Here is a 16,484-nt window from a genome sequence, read left to right as displayed (position 1 = left end):
ATTTCAATTAAGTTACGAAATTGTGATTTGACGCATAAAATGCAAATCCAGGAGGAATCCGGCGCGTAAATTACCAACAATCTGATATTGACAAACCTTATGACCTGCCAAACTTGCTGTCATTATCGGGCGGAAACCTGACTGGCGTTTCGGTTTTATGGGAGGTCAAAATGACTGATATCACGTTGTCGAAACACGTTGTCCCCGCAACTATTACCGTTTCCTCAACCAAAGCAGGCGGCGCGACGCTGAGCAATATCGCTTATGCGGTATTCATTCTGTTTTGTTTCTGGGTCGGCAGTCAGATACTGAATTTACTGGTTCACGCCCCCGGCGTGCTGGAGCACCTCGCGCAGGGCAACGATGCGACGCGTCCGCGCATCGAAATGGGGCTGGCGGTCAGTACCGTGTTCGGGCTTGTGCCCTTCCTGCTGGGCTGCCTGTTCCTTGGCATGATTGGACTCGCGGTTAAATACCGTCACCGCCACTACTATTACTAAACGATCAATGTCGGATGGCGCTTCGCTTATCCGACCTACTTTTATTAAGTTGCAAGGTGGATAAGCGAAGCGCCTCCACCGCATTCCCGCATTAACCTGTAGGGCGGATAAGCCAGGCGCCATCCACCACATTCCCGCATTAACCTGTAGGGCGGATAAGCCAGGCGCCATCCACCACATTCCTGCATTAACCTGTAGGGCGGATAAGCGAAGCGTCATCCGCCGCATTTCCATATTTATCGCGCCATACAAGCTGCTCGTCTGTCGTCAACGCGTTTAGCAAACCACGCCGTTGTCAGATTGCGCGTAATTTTCGGGCTTTCAAGCGTAATTCCCGGCAGCATTTCTCGCGGTAGCTTCTTGCCCGCTTTCTTATCCGCTATCGCATAGACCTGCTCGTACAAATCGGTTTTCTCAAAATCGAGGCTGTCGCCTTTTTGCAGCGCCCGATGGATCTGGCTGTCGTTCATATCCAGCCTGCCAGCCAGCTTTCTTACCGCCAGTTCCGTGCTGCCCGGCTTGTCGGTGTTATAAAGGATCAGATCGCCATCCAGCGCCAGTTTTACCCCCGCCGCTTTACTTACCGCATTCTGAAACGCGGCGTTACGGCTGGCGTACCATCCGGCGTTGAAGTCGGCAAAACGGTAAATTGGCCGGGTATAATTGGCCGGATAGTTCAACAAATGATAAGTACCGAACCACAGTCCGCCCCTGCGCGTGAATACTTCCTGACGGACGGTGCCTGCCATCTTCCACGGATAGCCGTCCATGTGCTGCTCGGCAAAGGCGATGCTGACCTGCATCGGTCCGCCGGTATGAACCGGATTGAGGTTACCGAACAGCTTCTGCCCCATCGGCACCATATCGATAAAATCATCGAATATCGCGCTTAGCTGCCCTTCGGTTTTGACATTGTCCAGGCGCTCGCTGTAGCTCTTGCCGTTGGGAGAGTTAATCAGCAGCGCGGTATGCACCAGAAAAGCCGGGATATGCAGCTTCTCAGCGCGGCGGTCAATCTCTTTCCAGGCGATCTTACTCAGGCCCGGCACGGCCGGATCGGCCACCAGGTTGGACTCCTGCCGGGCGACCGCCAGCACCGAGCAGATATTCTCTTCGCTCGGCGCGATATCCTGGCTTTTAAACGTGGTAGCCAGATCTTTTGCCCAGCTGTTGCGATCTTTCTGGCTAGCCGGCAGCTTCTGCTTCACTACGGCTTCCACATCTACCGGCTTTGCGGTTGCAGAAACCGGAGCGGTGGATTTAGTGGCGCAGCCTGTCAGAACCAGAATCGCGCCCAGGCCGAGGGCGAAAAGTCCGTGCGCCCGGTTTTGCGTTGCAGTCGTCATAACGCTCCGTTGTGATTGTTTTGTAAGGCAAGACGGGTATAAGCGAGCACCGCCCCCTGGGTTTCATCCCGGCGGCTCAACAATAGCAATTCTGCGACAAAGCTTTTATCAGAGATTGGCTGATAAACCAGGTGAGGAATAGCGACGCGGGTAAAAGAATCCGGCAGCAATACTACGCCCGGCCCGGAGGCGGCGATGGCGAGCGCGCCGAGCGTGCTGCTGGCATAACGCAGCTCCGCGCCTTCCTTATCCCATCGCTGATGCATCTGGCTCAGGGCTTCATCTCCAACGCCTGCGGCAAACACCACCAGCGGAAACTTTGCCAGCATCGCAAGGGTCACCGACTTAGCGCCCGCCAGAGGATGATCTTCTGCAATGCCAAACATCATCGGCCACTCGCCAATTTTTGTGGCGTCGATGGCCGCAGGAAGCGCGCCCGCCGGCGGTGAATAGGCAATGTCAATTTGCCCCAGCGCCAGCGCTTCCATCAGCGCTTTCGGAGCCAGCTCCTGCAGGCGTATTTCCACCTCCGGAGCCCGCAGGCGAAACGCGCGCGCATGCTCCATCAGCTTGCCGCTCAGCACGGCATTACCGGCAAAGCCAATTCTTACGCACCCCGTCTCGCCGCGCAGAGCCCGCTGTACTATGTTTTTACTGTGTCCGGCCTGCTCAAGCGTGCGTTTTGCCTGCGGGAGCAATAGCCTGCCCGCCTCGGTAAGCTCAACTTTCCGGCTGGTACGGGTAAAAAGCTGCCCGCCTAACTCCTCTTCCAGCGCACGGATCTGCATGCTCAGCGCGGGCTGCACGATATTGAGCAGCTTTGCCGCCTGGCCGAAATGGCCGCACTCGGCAACGGCCACGAAATAGCGTAAATGCCGTAGTTCCATCGTTTTAACCATCAGTAATAGTGATTAATTCATCATATCAATATATTTGAAGCATCGCTATTTCACGACCAGAATAACCGCACACTCACCGCAGGAGAAGAATATGACCACGCAATATCTTGAAGACCGCTTAGCCATTAGCGACCTGTTGAACGGCTGGATGCATCGGGATCTGTCCCACTGGGATGAGCTGGGCGAGCTGTTTCATCCGGAAGGCACCATCGAAGTGACCTGGTTTGAAGGGCTGGCCAGCGAATTTATTAAAGGCTCGATGCGGATGGGCGAATCTGACATCAGCACCAAACACGTGATGGGCAATCCGATGGTTACCTTTAACGCTGCGCAAAACAAAGCGATTGCGGAAACCAACGCGATGATTATCGGCCAGAACAGCAGGCTGGCGCTGGGCGCAACCTGCCATAACCGCTTTTACGACATGATGGAAAAACGCAACGGCGAGTGGAAAATTCTGCATCGCCAGGTCGTTTACGATTTTGGCTCTTTTGATTTCCCCCTCGGCGTGGTGGACATCGATGCGGACGTCGTTAAGCGCTACCCGATAGCGTATGCGCCGCTTGCCTATATGCTGGAAAAATCGGGTTTTCCTGTACAACGCGTATTTGCCACCAAAGGTTCTGAGCTGGAAGCCACGATGAAAAAAGAAGCCGAAAGCTGGCTGGCCGCCTGACAAAACGTGCGCTTTTCTTGACACAACGTTGACAAATAACTGCCTGGTCAGTAATTTCATTTGTAATTACTGACCAGGCAAATATCATGCGCACCAATCCGGGCATTATCGATAACAAATTGCATCTCGGTTTACTCATTCATCTGGCAAACCAGTTTAAAGATCAGCTTATCGGCCACTATTTTTCCGGGGCTGATATCACCGCCGCGCAGTTCAAGGTGCTGATCCATATCTATAAAGGCATCACCAGCCCGGTTGAAATCAGCAAAAATCTGGTGATGGATGCAGGCGCAATGAGCCGCATGGTCGATCGCATGGTTAAGCACGATCTCATCGTGCGCAACCCTAATCCCGTGGATAAACGCCAGGTGATTCTGGCGCTGACCGATAAAGGTCTGGTCATTTGCGATCGCTTTCAGAACGAGGCCCTCAGCTCGATCCTCAGCGATCTCACCGCACGACTCACTGCCGATGAATCCCGTTTACTGGTAAAGCTGATAACAAAAATGCTGCCGGACGAGATCACCGCTCCTCATCGCTAATGTCTTTATAAAGGGCGCCAATAAGATGGAAACTACATCTGCTGAACAAGTGCAGCGCGGCAGCAAGCGCAAACGTAACTTTATTATTTTATTTATTATTCTGGTGCTCGCCGCCGCGGGCTTCCTTGCGTGGTATCTGTTGTATGCCCGCTATTACGAAACCACTGACGATGCCTACGTCAGCGGCAACCAGGTTACCCTCACGCCGCAAATCGGCGGCACGGTAACCCAGGTGACCGTGGACGAAGGGGATTACGTGCAGAAAGGTCAGCCGCTGGTGCTGCTCGATCCGAGCGATACAGAGATCGCTCTGCAGCAGGCCGAAGCTAATCTCGCCAACACGGTTCGCCAGGTGCGTGGGCTGTACAGCACGGCGGATAACTATCGTGCGCAGGTGGATGCAAAACGGGTAGCGCTGCAAACGGCGCAAAGCGATTACGCCCGCCGCCAGAAAATCTTCGCCACCGGCGCCATCGCCGCGGAGGATCTTGCCCATTACCGCGATGCGGTCACCAGCGCGAAGAGCGATCTGGCCGCCGCGCAACAGGCGTTAAGCACCAATACCGCGATGGTGGACGATACGGTTATCGACAGCCATCCGGAAATCAAAAGCGCCGTCGCCACGCTGCGTCAACGCTATCTGGAAAACTCCCGTAGCACCATCGTTGCGCCGGTTAGCGGCTACGTTGCCAGGCGCGCGGTGCAGCTCGGCATGCGCGTCGATTCAGGCACGACTTTGCTGGCCATCGTGCCGCTGGATCAGGTTTGGGTGGACGCCAACTTTAAAGAGAGCCAGATGAGCGCCATGCGCCTGGGGCAAAAAGTGACGCTCAGCGCCGATCTCTACGGCGATGATGTGGAGTATCACGGCACCATTGAAAGCCTGGGCATCGGCACCGGCAGCGCGTTCTCTCTGCTGCCTGCGCAGAACGCCAGCGGGAACTGGATCAAAATCGTTCAGCGCCTGCCGGTACGCATCACGCTCGACCCGCATGATATGCAAAAGCATCCGCTGCGCATCGGCCTGTCGATGAACGCTCGCGTGGATATTCGCAATGTCGACGGTCATCTGCTGCCGCAGCAAACGGTCAGCGCCCCGCGTTTCACCACGGATGTCTATCAAAACCCGCTGGCCGAAGCGGACAAGCTGGTGGCGAAAATCCTTCATGACAACAGCAAAGCGGTAGCGTCCAACGCCCGTTAAGAGAGACGTTATGCAAGATAAGGCCGCGTTTACGCCGCCCAATATGTGGCTGGCGGTGCTCGCGCTGTCGCTGGCGACATTTATGCAGGTGCTGGACTCCACCATCGCAAACGTCGCCCTGCCGACTATCGCCGGCAATCTCGGGGTAAGCGCGGATCAGGGCACCTGGGTTATCACCTCGTTTGCGGTGTGCAACGCCATCGCCCTGCCGCTTACCGGCTGGTTTACGCGGCGGTTTGGGCAGCTCAAACTATTTATCGGCTCGGTGGCGATGTTCACCTTCACCTCTTTCCTGTGCGGCTTCGCCCACAGCATGACGGAGCTGATTATCTTCCGCGCCATGCAGGGCTTCTTTGCCGGGCCGATGTTCCCGATGTGCCAGACGCTGCTGCTGGTGATTTTCCCCTCCAGCAAACGCAGCATGGCGCTCGCCCTGCTGTCGATGGTGACCGTGGTGGCGCCTATCGTCGGGCCAATTACCGGCGGCTGGATAACCGATAACTACTCCTGGCCGTGGATTTTTTATATCAACGTCCCCATTGGCATTTTTGCCGCCATCGTCGTCTGGACGCAGCTTCGCGAGCGCGAAGAGACGACAACCCACGCGCCGATTGACTATATCGGTATCGCGCTTCTGGTGGCAGGCGTTGGGCTGTTGCAGGTCGTGCTGGATAAAGGCAACGATCTGGACTGGTTCGCCTCCACGGAAATTATCGTGATGGCGGTGATTTCCGCGATTTCGCTGGTGTCGTTCGTTTTCTGGGAGCTGGGGGAACGTCACCCCATCGTCAATCTGCGTTTATTTATGGATCGCAACTTTGCGATCGGCACGACGGCGCTGACGCTGGGCTACGCGGCATTCTTTGCCATCAATATTATCCTGCCGCAGTGGCTGCAAACGCAGATGGGTTATACGGCGATTTGGGCCGGGCTTGCCGCCGCGCCGATGGGCATACTGCCGCTGATACTGACGCCGATAATCGGGCGCTACGCCGGCAAATTCGACCTGCGTATTCTGGCCTCGCTATCGTTCCTGACGATGGGCGCCTCCTGCCTTATCCGCGCGCAGTTTAATACCGACGTGGATTTCCGCACTATTGCCGAAGTACAGCTCTTTATGGGCATTGGCGTGGCGCTCTTCTTTATGCCGATCACCACTATCGTGCTGTCGAACCTGAACGGCCAGCAGGTGGCGGAAGGCTCGGGCCTTGCGACCTTCTTCCGCGTGCTGGGCGGGTCTTTTGCCTCGTCGCTCACCACCTGGATTTGGTCGCGCCGCGAAGTGTTCCACCACGCCAACCTTACGGAAAGCGTATCCACGTATAATCCGGCATCGGTGGACTACCTCAACAAGCTGGGCGGCGCTACGCAGCAGCATATGGCGGCGATAGACAAAACCATCGAGCAGCAGGCCTATATGATGTCCACCATCGACTACTTCTGGATTTTAGGCTGGGGATTTATGGCGCTGATTGTGATTATCTGGTTTGCCCGCCCGCCGTTTATCCGCTCGGGCGCGCCGGGCGCCCCAGCCGCAGGGCATTAAAAGAAAAAGCTGCCCGTTCGGGCAGCTTTTTTTACAGCGCTTCGCCAGCGGCCGGCACCGGAATATCCTGCAGCGTGCGCTCGAAGCTGCGCAGACGCTTATAGATGGACATCAGTTCAACCAGCGTGGTCCAGGAGCTAATCAGATACTGGAACGAGCCGCGAACCTGACCAAACGCATTGGTGATTTGCTGCATCAGACCAAGCGTAATCACCCCGGCGGCAATCGACGGGAACAGCAAAAACAGGCCGAACACGTTATCCACCTGCAGATAGAGAATGCGGACGATATTGAAGTAGGTGTAGTGAAAATAGAGGCGGAAATAGTTATGGCGCACGTCGCCAAACAGCGCTTTTACGGTCGGCGGCGTGGCGCGCGTCGGATCATCTTCGCCATAAACCAGTTCTTTACGGTAAGCCGCTTCCACCTTCTGATTATTAAACTGCAAACCAGGCAGCCTGATCCCCACTACCGCCAGCAAACCTGTCCCCATAATTGACCAGACGATAGCAGCGATAACCAGGCCGTAAGGCACGACACCCACAATCGGCAGCTCTTTAACGTGCGGGGAAAGCGCAACCAGAATAGGCAAGAATGCTATCAGCGTCATCACCGACTGCAGCAGGCTGACGCCCATATCCTCAAGCGTCGAGGCGAAGCGCATGGTGTCTTCCTGCACACGCTGGGCGGCGCCTTCGATATGGCGAAGCATCTGCCAGTGCTCCATGTAGTAGTCATTCATCGCGGTACGCCAGCGGAACACGTAATGGCTGATGAAGAAGCTGTTCAGCACGCCAACGGTGACATAAATCAGCGCGATGCCGAGGAACACCCCCGTTTCGCTGTAAAACTTATTAAGCGGGACTTTGTGCGGCGAGTTTAGCGCCGTCTGGATCAGGTCAAAGAAGGGAGCGTACCAGGCGTTGATCGCCACCCCCAGCTCCACCATAAACCAGGTGACGAAAACAATCAGCGCAGAGCCGAGAATCGACCAGTACTGCCAGCGGTGCGGACTGTAGATAAACCAGAACAGCGCAAACAGGCCAACGCATACCGCGTAGTAAGCATAAAAGACCAGCGCTTTTAGCGTCCAGAAACGGCTGGCGTTAATGGGGATTTGCTGGCTTGCGCCAGCGAAGTCTTCCAGCCAGCGCCCCCCGCCAGCCTGCCAGAAAATCACCGCCAGCATTGCCCAAATAAAAGCCGACAGGAAAAACGCCGTCGGACGCGGGAAAAATGACTTAAACATTACAACACTCCTGAACTCAGATTCTTGTTGTTATACCGTTGCTCGAACCGGTTAGTTATAGCGATCCCGGCACAATAAGGCTTGCGGAATGTTGTATCAAACGATGTTGCGGGCTTACCAGGCGGCAAGAATATCGGCCGTGCTTTTTACCAGTAAGCGATTGCCCGGAATCGTAAAATTACGCCAGACATCGTTATAGTGGGCAATCAGCACTTCGGCAAGCGCCGCCGGACGGTTAGCCGTGGTGTGAGCATCTTCCGCCACGGTCATTGCATAGCCCCGGCTCGCGCCATTTTTTATCGTCGAATCCACGCAGTAATCGGTAGCGCAACCGCAGACCACAAACTCGTTGACGTTGTTCTCACGCAATACCTCTTCCAGGTTCGTGCGATAAAAGGCATCGCAGGCGGTTTTGGTAACATACAGCGCATTGGCAGGCTGGATTAGCTCAGGCAGGAGATCAAATCCTTCGCTTCCCGGCTCAAGACCTTCTTCGGCGTGCTGGATAAAAATAACCTTATCGGCGGCCTGAATAAGCTGGTTGATGCGGGAGGTGCAGGTTTCGCGGTTGATACGCGGGCTTGCAAATACCCCGTTTTGCATATCAATGACCATCAGAACACGTAACGCGGGCATGGCTTATCTCCTGGTTAGAAAATCAGCCAGAATGCTAGCACACCCGCGCGGGTATTAAGCGGTGTAGAGTTTGTCCTTTCCGAAAGGACGTGTTTTGAAGCGGCGATGCAGCCACAGATACTGCTCCGGCGCGCGCATAATCTCGTGTTCGATTTTACGGTTCATGTAGGCGGCGGCGGCCTGTTCATCATCGACCGGGTAATCTTCCAGCTCCGGTTCGATAACCAGTTGATAGCCCGAACCGTCGGCATTGCGAATCAATACGGTGGTAAGGATAACGGGTTTTGCCAGGCGGGCAATCGTCCAGGTGCCATTGGTGGTTGCGGCCTGTTGTACCGCGAAGAACGGAGCGAACGAGCTGCCTTTCGGACCATAATCCTGATCCGGAGCAAACCAGACGGCTTCACCGGACTTCAGCGCTTTTACCATACCCTTCAGGTTGCGCCTGTCGATCATCGCTTTATTCGAACGTGAACGGCCGATGGTCTGTACAAACTCCATCACTTTGTTGTTGTGCGGGCGATACATGGCCATCATCGGGCGGCAAAGGCCCATGACACGGCCGCCCAGCTCCAGCGACATAAAATGCACGCCGATAACCATCACGCCGCGGCCTTTATCACAGGCGGCGTTCAGGTTCTCCAGCCCGCGCACATCAAACCATTTACGCACGCGTTCATCCGACCAGAACCATGCCATGCCGGTTTCAATCAGCCCCATGCCAAGCGAGGCGAAATTTTGCTTCACGATAGCGTCAATGTGCGCCTCGGAGTAATGCGGAAAGCAGAGCTGGAGGTTCTGACGAGCGATAGAGACGCGGCGCTTTAAAAAGCGCATCGAAAACTGGCCGATCAGACGGCCCATTTTCAGCAGGACGGGATAAGGCAGCTGCACCCAGAGCCATAAAATGGCCAGGCCGAACCAGGTCAGCCAGTAACGTGGATGGAACAAGGATTTGTAAAACAGTGGCTTAGTAGACATATATCAGCTTCTTGATGCGTGAATTGTGCGTATCGCATAAAGAACTGAGTCATTAGCGGTACAGCAGAGTGCTTTACTTAGACGCCCACAGGCGTGGATAGTTGCAGCGTCGTAAAAATTACCGTGATGATACGCATTTTCTATCCAGTCTACGCACGGGAGATGACGGTTTTTTTACGTATTTCGCTTCATTGCGCGAACGAAGCCAGTTATACAGGCTTGTGAGTACAAAAAACAGACAATAAATTCCTGATGGCCATCTTTTACACCCATACTTAGAGAGCTTCCCTCCCGATAACAGGAACCCTGAAAGATGAAAAAACTTACTCTGGCTTTGCTCTCAACGACCCTTTTGTTCGCCGGCGCCAGCGCCCTGGCGCAGAACCCGGCCAACAGCACCTCGACGCTGCAGGCTGAGAAGGAACAGCTCAATAACCCAGGCCATATTATTGATGACTGCCGCGCGCCCGGAAATGAAGATAAAAAAGGCTGCGAATCAGGCCATGAAATGCGTAAAGAGCATAAAGGCAATGATAAAACGATTGAGAAAGGCGGCACCAAAGACGAGGTGATGCAAAAGGATGTGCAGAAATCTAACTAGTTTCATACGCGCCGTAGTCAGCGGCTACGGTGCGTTTTCGCCCTAAAAAAGTGCTGAAACGCCGCGTTACGCTTTTTCTTCTCACAATTCTCATTTTCCGCGTTTGCGTAGCGCCCGGGCGTAGTATAAATACGGTGAATACCGCCCCACTTCGTTAAATGGATTACTCGCGTTGAAAATACGTCTCCCGCGCATCGCCGCGCTAGCCATTGTTGCGCTCCCCATTTCAGGTTTTGCGCAAACCTCACCCGATCCCGTTTTTGCCTCTGAAATAGCTGAACGCTATGCTAACCATATTTACTATGGCAGCGGCGCGACCGGCATGGCTATGGTTGTGATTGACGGCAATCAACGCGCCTTCCACAGCTTTGGCGAAACCCGTCCCGGCAATAACGTCAGGCCGCAGCTGGATTCGGTTATCCGCATTGCCTCGCTGACCAAGCTGATGACCAGCGAAATGCTGGTTAAAATGCTCGATCAGGGCAAAGTGCGGTTGAACGATCCGCTGAGTAAATATGCGCCAGCGGGCGCCCGCGTCCCGACGTTTAACGGCCAACCTATCACTCTCGTCAATCTGGCGACGCATACCAGCGCCCTGCCACGCGAACAGCCTGGCGGCGCGGCCCATCGCACCGTATTTACCTGGCCTACGCGTGAACAGCGCTGGAGCTGGCTTGCCAGCGCGACGTTAAAATATGCGCCCGGCGTAAATGCGTCATATTCAAACCTTGCCTTTGACCTGCTGGCAGATGCGCTGGGGCGTGCGGCGGGAAAACCCTATGCCACGTTATTTGAGGAGCAAATCACCCGTCCGCTGGGGATGAAAGACACAACCTTCACCCCTTCTCCCGATCAGTGTAAGCGGCTGATGGTTGCAGAAAAAGGCGCCAGCCCCTGTGATAACACCCTTGCGGCCGTTGGCAGCGGCGGCGTTTACTCCACGCCGGATGACATGATGCGCTGGATGCAGCAGTTCCTGAGCTCTGATTTCCACCAGCGCAACAGCCAGGCCGACCGCATGCAAACGCTGATTTATCAGCGTAAACAGCTGCACAGGGTGATTGGCATGGACGTGCCCGGCAAAGCCGATGCGTTAGGGCTGGGCTGGGTCTACCTTGCGCCGAAAAATGGCCGGCCGGGCATCGTGCAGAAAACGGGCGGCGGCGGCGGGTTTATTACCTATATGGCGATGGTGCCGCAAACTAACGTCGGCGTTTTTGTCGTGATAACCCGTTCGCCGCTAACGCGTTTCGTTAATATGAGCGACGGCGTAAACGACCTGGTTTCCGAGCTGAGCGGGTTCGCGCCGCGGGTGACGCCAACGTCCTGATATGGGCAAGCAGGTCATCGTTAACCGTCCTGCTTAATTTTGCGCTGCGCTGACGGTGAACCAGTTTCTGACCATCAGCGCCAGAGCGTTGATCGTTATTTGCGCCTGCGAATATCGGGGGTGACCAGGTCGCCCCGCAGCACATACGACCCCAGCACGCTTTTGGTTTTCTCATCAAGCCACGAGACGATTCTTGCCGCCATCGCATCCATGGAATACTCAATCGCCGGGATCGTGGGAATGCCGGGCAGATTAAGCGACCCCGCCAGGCTGAACACCATGATCTCTTCCGGGACAGATTTATTAAACGCCTGAAGCTGCGTAATTATGCGCTGCGCCTCCTGCTCGTCCGCCACCAGTAACGCGTTAAAGTTAAACGTAGTGCTGTTATTAAGCAGCACCTGCAGCGCTACGGACGAAGTGGTAGAAGCCATAAAGATCAGGTTGCGGTTAAACGGCAGAAAATTATTCTCCAGGGCACGCTTATATCCCAGCAGCACCTGATCCACGGCGCCGCTGCTCTCCGTCGCTATCAGCGCAATCTGTCGCCTGCCTTGTTTAATCAGGTAGTTACAGGCTGTTTCCGCTGCAAAAGCATGATCGAACTGGATGCTGTGCTCGGTATCGCCATCCATGCAGTCCACCAGAATGACGTTTTCATGCGTGATATTCAGCGGAAAACGAGCGCCGATAATCAGGACATCATCACACAAGCCGCAGGTGAGTTCTGCAAGGGCATGCATGACCTCCGGCCTGCTGTTGGCAAAGCGCAGCAGCAGATGTTTTTGATGCTGGCTGAGGTGTTTTTCCAGCGCATACAGGTAAGCGGTGGTCTGGTTAACGTTTTCCTGGGCGCAGATAACGCCGATGCAGCCCGTGGACTGGCTTAATAAAGACTGAGCGATAACGTTTGGACGATAATTTAACGCTTCCGCCGCCTTAAGTACGGCCACACGGCTGGCTTCCTTCACGCCGCGTGAACCGCTCAACACCCGAGAGACCGTGGCTTTTGAAACCCCGGCCAAACGCGATACATCGTTGATTGTAGACATTATATCTCCACCTCTGGCATAAGTTCCCTGCCCAAAAAATCCCTGACATAACCGTGGCTCACATTGTGGCCGTCTGCAGTATAATCGTTTCCATTTTTCATGGAAACCGCTTTTCCACTTGCTATCCAAATGCCTTTTCATTCATCGATTTTTGTGATGACCATCCAGGAAGCAACCCCCATACTGCCATGATATTGGACCAGGTTCACACTTCCGTACCTCGCCAATGGAAAACGGTTTCCATAAAGTATCAAATCGCATCCGCAATAACTTTTTACACTTTGAGGATGATTGTCGATGTTCAAGATTATGTTGTGTTGCTCCGCCGGAATGTCCACCAGCATGCTGGTGCGCAAAATGCTGGCCGTAGCGGAGGAAAGAGGGCTGCCGGTGGCGATAGAAGCTTACGGCGTGTCCGAATTTGACGTTCAGTTTCCACGCTACCAGGTAGTGCTGCTCGGGCCACAGGTGAAATACATGCTCAATACGCTTAGCGAAAAAGCGGCCGCTCAGGGCGTTCCGGTTAAAGCCATCGACACGATGGATTACGGGATGCAGCGTGGCGATAAGGTGCTGGATTATGCTCTGTCGCTCATTGAAGCGGCTCACTAAAAGGGTATTCATATGAGTTCGCTATATCAGTCTATGGTCGCCGTTATCGAGCAAACCATTACCCCGCTGGCCGGGCGTCTTGGGCAGCAGAAGTACGTCATCGCCATTCGTGACGGCTTTACCGCCGCGCTGCCTTTTATGATCGTCGGTTCGTTTATGCTGGTGTTTATCTTCCCGCCGTTCTCCGCAGATACCACCATCGGTTTTGCGCGCGCCTGGCTGGATTTCTCGCAGACTTACCGTGAACAGCTGATGCTGCCTTTCAACCTCAGCATGGGCGTGATGACCTTCTTCATTTCCGTGGGTATTGGCGCGAGCCTCGGGCGGCAGTTTAATCTCGATCCGGTAATGTCCGGCCTGCTGGCGTTTATGGCCTTCCTGCTGGTTGCGGCACCCTATGCCGACGGGAAAATCTCTACCCAGTACCTGTCCGGCCAGGGGATCTTCACGGCGCTGATCACCGCCATGTATTCCACCCGTATGTACGCCTGGCTTAAGCAAAACAACATCACTATTCGCCTGCCAAAAGAGGTGCCGACCGGCGTCGCACGCTCGTTTGAAATCCTTATTCCGGTGCTGGTGGTAATCGGCACGCTGCATCCGCTGAACCTGTTTATCGAAGCGCAAACCGGCATGATCATGCCGCAGGCGATTATGCATCTGCTGGAGCCGCTGGTTTCCGCATCAGATTCCCTGCCGGCAATTCTGCTTTCCGTACTGCTGTGTCAGATCTTCTGGTTTGCGGGCATCCACGGCTCGCTGATTGTTACCGGCATTATGAACCCGTTCTGGATGGCCAACCTGTCGGCAAACCAGGCGGCGCTGGCCGCGGGCGCGGCGCTTCCGCATGTTTACCTGCAGGGCTTCTGGGATCACTACCTGCTGATTGGCGGCGTAGGCTCGACTTTGCCGCTGGCCTTCCTGCTGCTGCGCAGCCGCGCCGCGCACCTGCGCACCATCGGTAAAATGGGCGTGGTGCCGAGCTTCTTTAATATTAACGAACCGATTCTGTTCGGCGCGCCAGTCATCATGAACCCGATGCTCTTTATCCCGTTCGTTTTCGTTCCCCTGATTAACGCCTGCCTGGCTTATACCGCCACGAAACTCGGCTGGCTTGCACAGGTTGTTTCCCTGACGCCGTGGACAACGCCTGCGCCAGTCGGCGCCTCATGGGCGGCAAACTGGGCGCTCAGTCCGATCGTTATGTGCGTTATCTGTATGGTGATGTCGGCTCTGATGTACCTGCCGTTCCTGCGCGCTTACGAACGCTCTTTGCTGAAAACCGAAGAAGAAAAAACGCAAAACCTGACTACAGCTGCCGCTGATGCCAACGCATAACAACCGTTAACGATGAATAACTCTGGGAAGAGCGATGATTGATTTAGAAGAAGCGGTAATGGAAATAATTATGAATGCAGGCCAGGCCCGGAGTCTCTGTTTCGAGGCGCTGCAGGCCGCACGACAGCAGAGGCTGGAGGAAGCGAAAAGTTTGCTGCGCGAGGCGGATGGTTATTCACGCCAGGCGCACCTGATGCAAACCAGACTCATTGAGCAGGATGCCGGAGAAGCCAGACAGCCGATGACGTTAATTATGGTCCATGCCCAGGACCATTTAATGACCTCAATGCTGGCACGTGAACTGTCTGAAGAGATTATTCATCTTTACCAGCGTTAATTAAAACCTACCCATTAAATATATAAATGGAGAACTTATTACGTAGATACTTTTAATTATTCACTTTCCGATTACAGCACAGAAATAAACCCTGTCTGGCGGCGCTATTAATATGCTCCGCCGGAACGGGATAGTCATTGTCTGAAAATATAACTAACTAAAGTTGAGATGATTATGAATATGTTTAAACGACTGCCATTAACCATGGCGGTTATCGCCACCCTTTGTCCGGCTGCTGCGTTTGCTCAGGATTTTTCGCAGGAACAAATCGATCAAATAGTGGCCAGAGCGGTAGATAAAGCGCTGGCCGAACGCCAGGCGAAAATGGATGCAGCACGAGCTGAAAAAACGGACCCGCTTGTGACGCCAGAAGCTCCTGCCCCGGACACGCCGGATATGGCTATTCCTTACGGCGTGAAATTTTCCGGCTACGCTCGTTACGGCGCGCATTTCCAGGCAGGCGATCAGAAATATATCGGCGTTGACGGCTCCTATAACGGTTCATCAGCCATTGGCCGTCTGGGTAACGAAGGCAACGGCGGCGAATTCCAGCTAAGCAAAGCGTTTAAAAGCGCAACCGGCGCTATCTGGGACGTGAACGTAATGATCGACCACTGGGGCGATGAAGTTAACCTCAAGAAGGCTTACGCTGGCGTAACCAACCTTTTTGCTTCGCAGCCGAACGCTTATTTCTGGGCAGGACGTGACTTCCACCAGCGTCCGCAACAGGGCATTAACGACTACTTCTTCATGAACCACGATGGCCAGGGCGCCGGGGTGAAAAACTTCGATCTTGGCTTTGCGCAGATAGACCTGGCGGCCGTAGCCTCGGTAGAATCCTGTAACCCGCAAATGATTGACGATGGCGATAACCCGTCGCGCATCTCCTGTACCGGCAGCTCCGGCACGGGCGACAAAGGCAATTACGCGGCAACCTCAAAACTGCACGGCATCAAATTTGGGCCGATCGACTTTGAGCTGTATGCCAACTATGGCTTTGATTCCAAAGCCATCGACAGCGACGAAAGGTCCAAAGCCTGGCAGGCAGCGGTGGTGCTCAGCCACACCGGCGATAATAGCCTGAACAAGATCATCGCCCGTTATTCCGACCATTCGGATAACAGCGTTTATAACAAAACCAACGGGCTGCATACGGTATATACCAGCTTCGAAGGCAGCTATAAATTTACCCGGCAGGCGCAGGTGGAATATCTGCTGGCGTTCCACGACTACGATAACGACGAACAAACCCAGGACAATCGCCGCAACTATGGCGCAATCGTTCGTCCGATGTACTTCTGGAACGACGTGCATTCCACCTGGCTTGAGGCGGGTTATCAGCGCGTGGATTACGAAAATGACGGCGACAACAAAGGCTGGAAGCTGACCCTTTCCCAGAATATCTCCATCGCCATGGGGCCTGAATTCCGTCCAATGCTGCGCTTCTATGTTACCGGCGGCCAGGTTGAAAATAACCACACCACACGCGTTGCGGGGCAGGAGGATACGCAGCTCGATTCCTTTAACGTCGGCGCAATGTGGGAAGCCTGGTTCTGATTATTTAACGGCTATAGTCAGAGACGGGTAAATTTATTCCCGTCTCTGACTGTTCATCTGTATTAACGTTCCTGAGAC

General features: G+C 54.5%; 17 protein-coding genes. 11 read left to right on the top strand and 6 right to left on the bottom strand.

Annotated elements, in window-relative coordinates; genetic code table 11:
• Positions 1 to 170: 170 nt before the first annotated feature.
• Positions 171 to 500 carry a DUF2755 family protein gene (locus WLO31_RS04180; RefSeq protein ID WP_435929234.1) on the top strand — a complete coding sequence of 110 codons (330 nt, stop codon included), beginning with the start codon at positions 171 to 173 and terminating at the stop codon, positions 498 to 500.
• Positions 501 to 736: 236 nt separating this feature from the next.
• On the opposite strand, the gene WLO31_RS04175 is transcribed toward WLO31_RS04180, so the two are convergent.
• Together WLO31_RS04175 and WLO31_RS04170 are read right to left on the bottom strand one after the other, a co-directional pair.
• Entirely contained in the window at positions 737 to 1,846 is a 1,110-nt protein-coding gene (locus WLO31_RS04175; protein WP_435929233.1) for a DUF1615 domain-containing protein, read from the bottom strand.
• On the bottom strand, positions 1,843 to 2,733 hold the full coding sequence (locus WLO31_RS04170; protein WP_435929232.1) for a LysR family transcriptional regulator: 891 nt from the start codon (positions 2,731 to 2,733) through the stop codon (positions 1,843 to 1,845). The genes WLO31_RS04175 and WLO31_RS04170 overlap by 4 nt, the downstream gene beginning before the upstream one ends.
• Positions 2,734 to 2,836: 103 nt before the next feature.
• Here WLO31_RS04170 and WLO31_RS04165 point away from each other — a divergent pair, with 103 nt between their 5' ends.
• From WLO31_RS04165 to WLO31_RS04150, 4 genes are all read left to right on the top strand, one after another.
• Positions 2,837 to 3,421 (top strand): nuclear transport factor 2 family protein, encoded by a 585-nt coding sequence (locus WLO31_RS04165; RefSeq protein ID WP_435929231.1) that lies wholly within the window; start codon positions 2,837 to 2,839, stop codon positions 3,419 to 3,421.
• Between the two features lie 86 nt (positions 3,422 to 3,507).
• Positions 3,508 to 3,963 carry a MarR family transcriptional regulator gene (locus tag WLO31_RS04160; protein WP_435929230.1) on the top strand — a complete coding sequence of 152 codons (456 nt, stop codon included), beginning with the start codon at positions 3,508 to 3,510 and terminating at the stop codon, positions 3,961 to 3,963.
• A gap of 25 nt (positions 3,964 to 3,988) precedes the next feature.
• Complete coding sequence (locus WLO31_RS04155) at positions 3,989 to 5,167, top strand: efflux RND transporter periplasmic adaptor subunit (protein WP_435929229.1); 1,179 nt, start codon at positions 3,989 to 3,991, stop codon at positions 5,165 to 5,167.
• Positions 5,168 to 5,177: 10 nt separating this feature from the next.
• Entirely contained in the window at positions 5,178 to 6,713 is a 1,536-nt protein-coding gene (locus WLO31_RS04150; protein WP_435929228.1) for a DHA2 family efflux MFS transporter permease subunit, read from the top strand.
• A gap of 31 nt (positions 6,714 to 6,744) precedes the next feature.
• On the opposite strand, the gene sbmA is transcribed toward WLO31_RS04150, so the two are convergent.
• The 3 genes from sbmA to lpxP form a co-directional block, all read right to left on the bottom strand.
• Positions 6,745 to 7,962, bottom strand: coding sequence for a peptide antibiotic transporter SbmA (sbmA, locus tag WLO31_RS04145; RefSeq protein WP_435929227.1), 1,218 nt, complete (start codon positions 7,960 to 7,962; stop codon positions 6,745 to 6,747).
• Positions 7,963 to 8,076: 114 nt separating this feature from the next.
• Positions 8,077 to 8,598: an isochorismatase family protein gene (locus WLO31_RS04140; RefSeq protein ID WP_435929226.1), complete on the bottom strand. Its 522-nt coding sequence runs from the start codon at positions 8,596 to 8,598 to the stop codon at positions 8,077 to 8,079.
• A gap of 54 nt (positions 8,599 to 8,652) precedes the next feature.
• Positions 8,653 to 9,579, bottom strand: coding sequence for a kdo(2)-lipid IV(A) palmitoleoyltransferase (gene lpxP / locus WLO31_RS04135; protein ID WP_435929225.1), 927 nt, complete (start codon positions 9,577 to 9,579; stop codon positions 8,653 to 8,655).
• 313 nt (positions 9,580 to 9,892) lie between these two features.
• On the opposite strand from lpxP, the gene WLO31_RS04130 reads away from it, so the two are divergent.
• Both WLO31_RS04130 and ampH read left to right on the top strand, forming a co-directional pair.
• The gene (locus tag WLO31_RS04130; protein WP_435929224.1) at positions 9,893 to 10,180 is read left to right on the top strand and encodes a hypothetical protein; all 288 of its coding nucleotides are present in this window, start codon (positions 9,893 to 9,895) and stop codon (positions 10,178 to 10,180) included.
• Positions 10,181 to 10,358: 178 nt separating this feature from the next.
• Positions 10,359 to 11,510: a D-alanyl-D-alanine-carboxypeptidase/endopeptidase AmpH gene (gene ampH / locus WLO31_RS04125; protein WP_435930508.1), complete on the top strand. Its 1,152-nt coding sequence runs from the start codon at positions 10,359 to 10,361 to the stop codon at positions 11,508 to 11,510.
• Positions 11,511 to 11,605: 95 nt separating this feature from the next.
• On the opposite strand, the gene WLO31_RS04120 is transcribed toward ampH, so the two are convergent.
• Positions 11,606 to 12,562, bottom strand: a complete 957-nt coding sequence (locus tag WLO31_RS04120; RefSeq protein WP_435929223.1) for a LacI family DNA-binding transcriptional regulator — start codon at positions 12,560 to 12,562, stop codon at positions 11,606 to 11,608.
• Positions 12,563 to 12,859: 297 nt separating this feature from the next.
• Here WLO31_RS04120 and WLO31_RS04115 point away from each other — a divergent pair, with 297 nt between their 5' ends.
• From WLO31_RS04115 to WLO31_RS04100, 4 genes are all read left to right on the top strand, one after another.
• Entirely contained in the window at positions 12,860 to 13,174 is a 315-nt protein-coding gene (locus WLO31_RS04115) for a PTS sugar transporter subunit IIB (protein ID WP_435929222.1), read from the top strand.
• Between the two features lie 12 nt (positions 13,175 to 13,186).
• Positions 13,187 to 14,512 carry a PTS sugar transporter subunit IIC gene (locus WLO31_RS04110; RefSeq protein ID WP_435929221.1) on the top strand — a complete coding sequence of 442 codons (1,326 nt, stop codon included), beginning with the start codon at positions 13,187 to 13,189 and terminating at the stop codon, positions 14,510 to 14,512.
• 34 nt (positions 14,513 to 14,546) lie between these two features.
• Positions 14,547 to 14,849 carry a PTS lactose/cellobiose transporter subunit IIA gene (locus tag WLO31_RS04105; RefSeq protein WP_435929220.1) on the top strand — a complete coding sequence of 101 codons (303 nt, stop codon included), beginning with the start codon at positions 14,547 to 14,549 and terminating at the stop codon, positions 14,847 to 14,849.
• Between the two features lie 174 nt (positions 14,850 to 15,023).
• Positions 15,024 to 16,406: a carbohydrate porin gene (locus tag WLO31_RS04100; RefSeq protein ID WP_435929219.1), complete on the top strand. Its 1,383-nt coding sequence runs from the start codon at positions 15,024 to 15,026 to the stop codon at positions 16,404 to 16,406.
• Positions 16,407 to 16,484 lie beyond the last annotated feature (78 nt).

Source organism: Dryocola sharpae, assembly GCF_051307055.1.
In the GTDB taxonomy this organism is placed as follows: domain Bacteria; phylum Pseudomonadota; class Gammaproteobacteria; order Enterobacterales; family Enterobacteriaceae; genus Dryocola.
The sequence above is the reverse complement of the archived record's forward strand: the minus strand, read 5'-3'. Positions and strand labels throughout refer to the sequence as shown.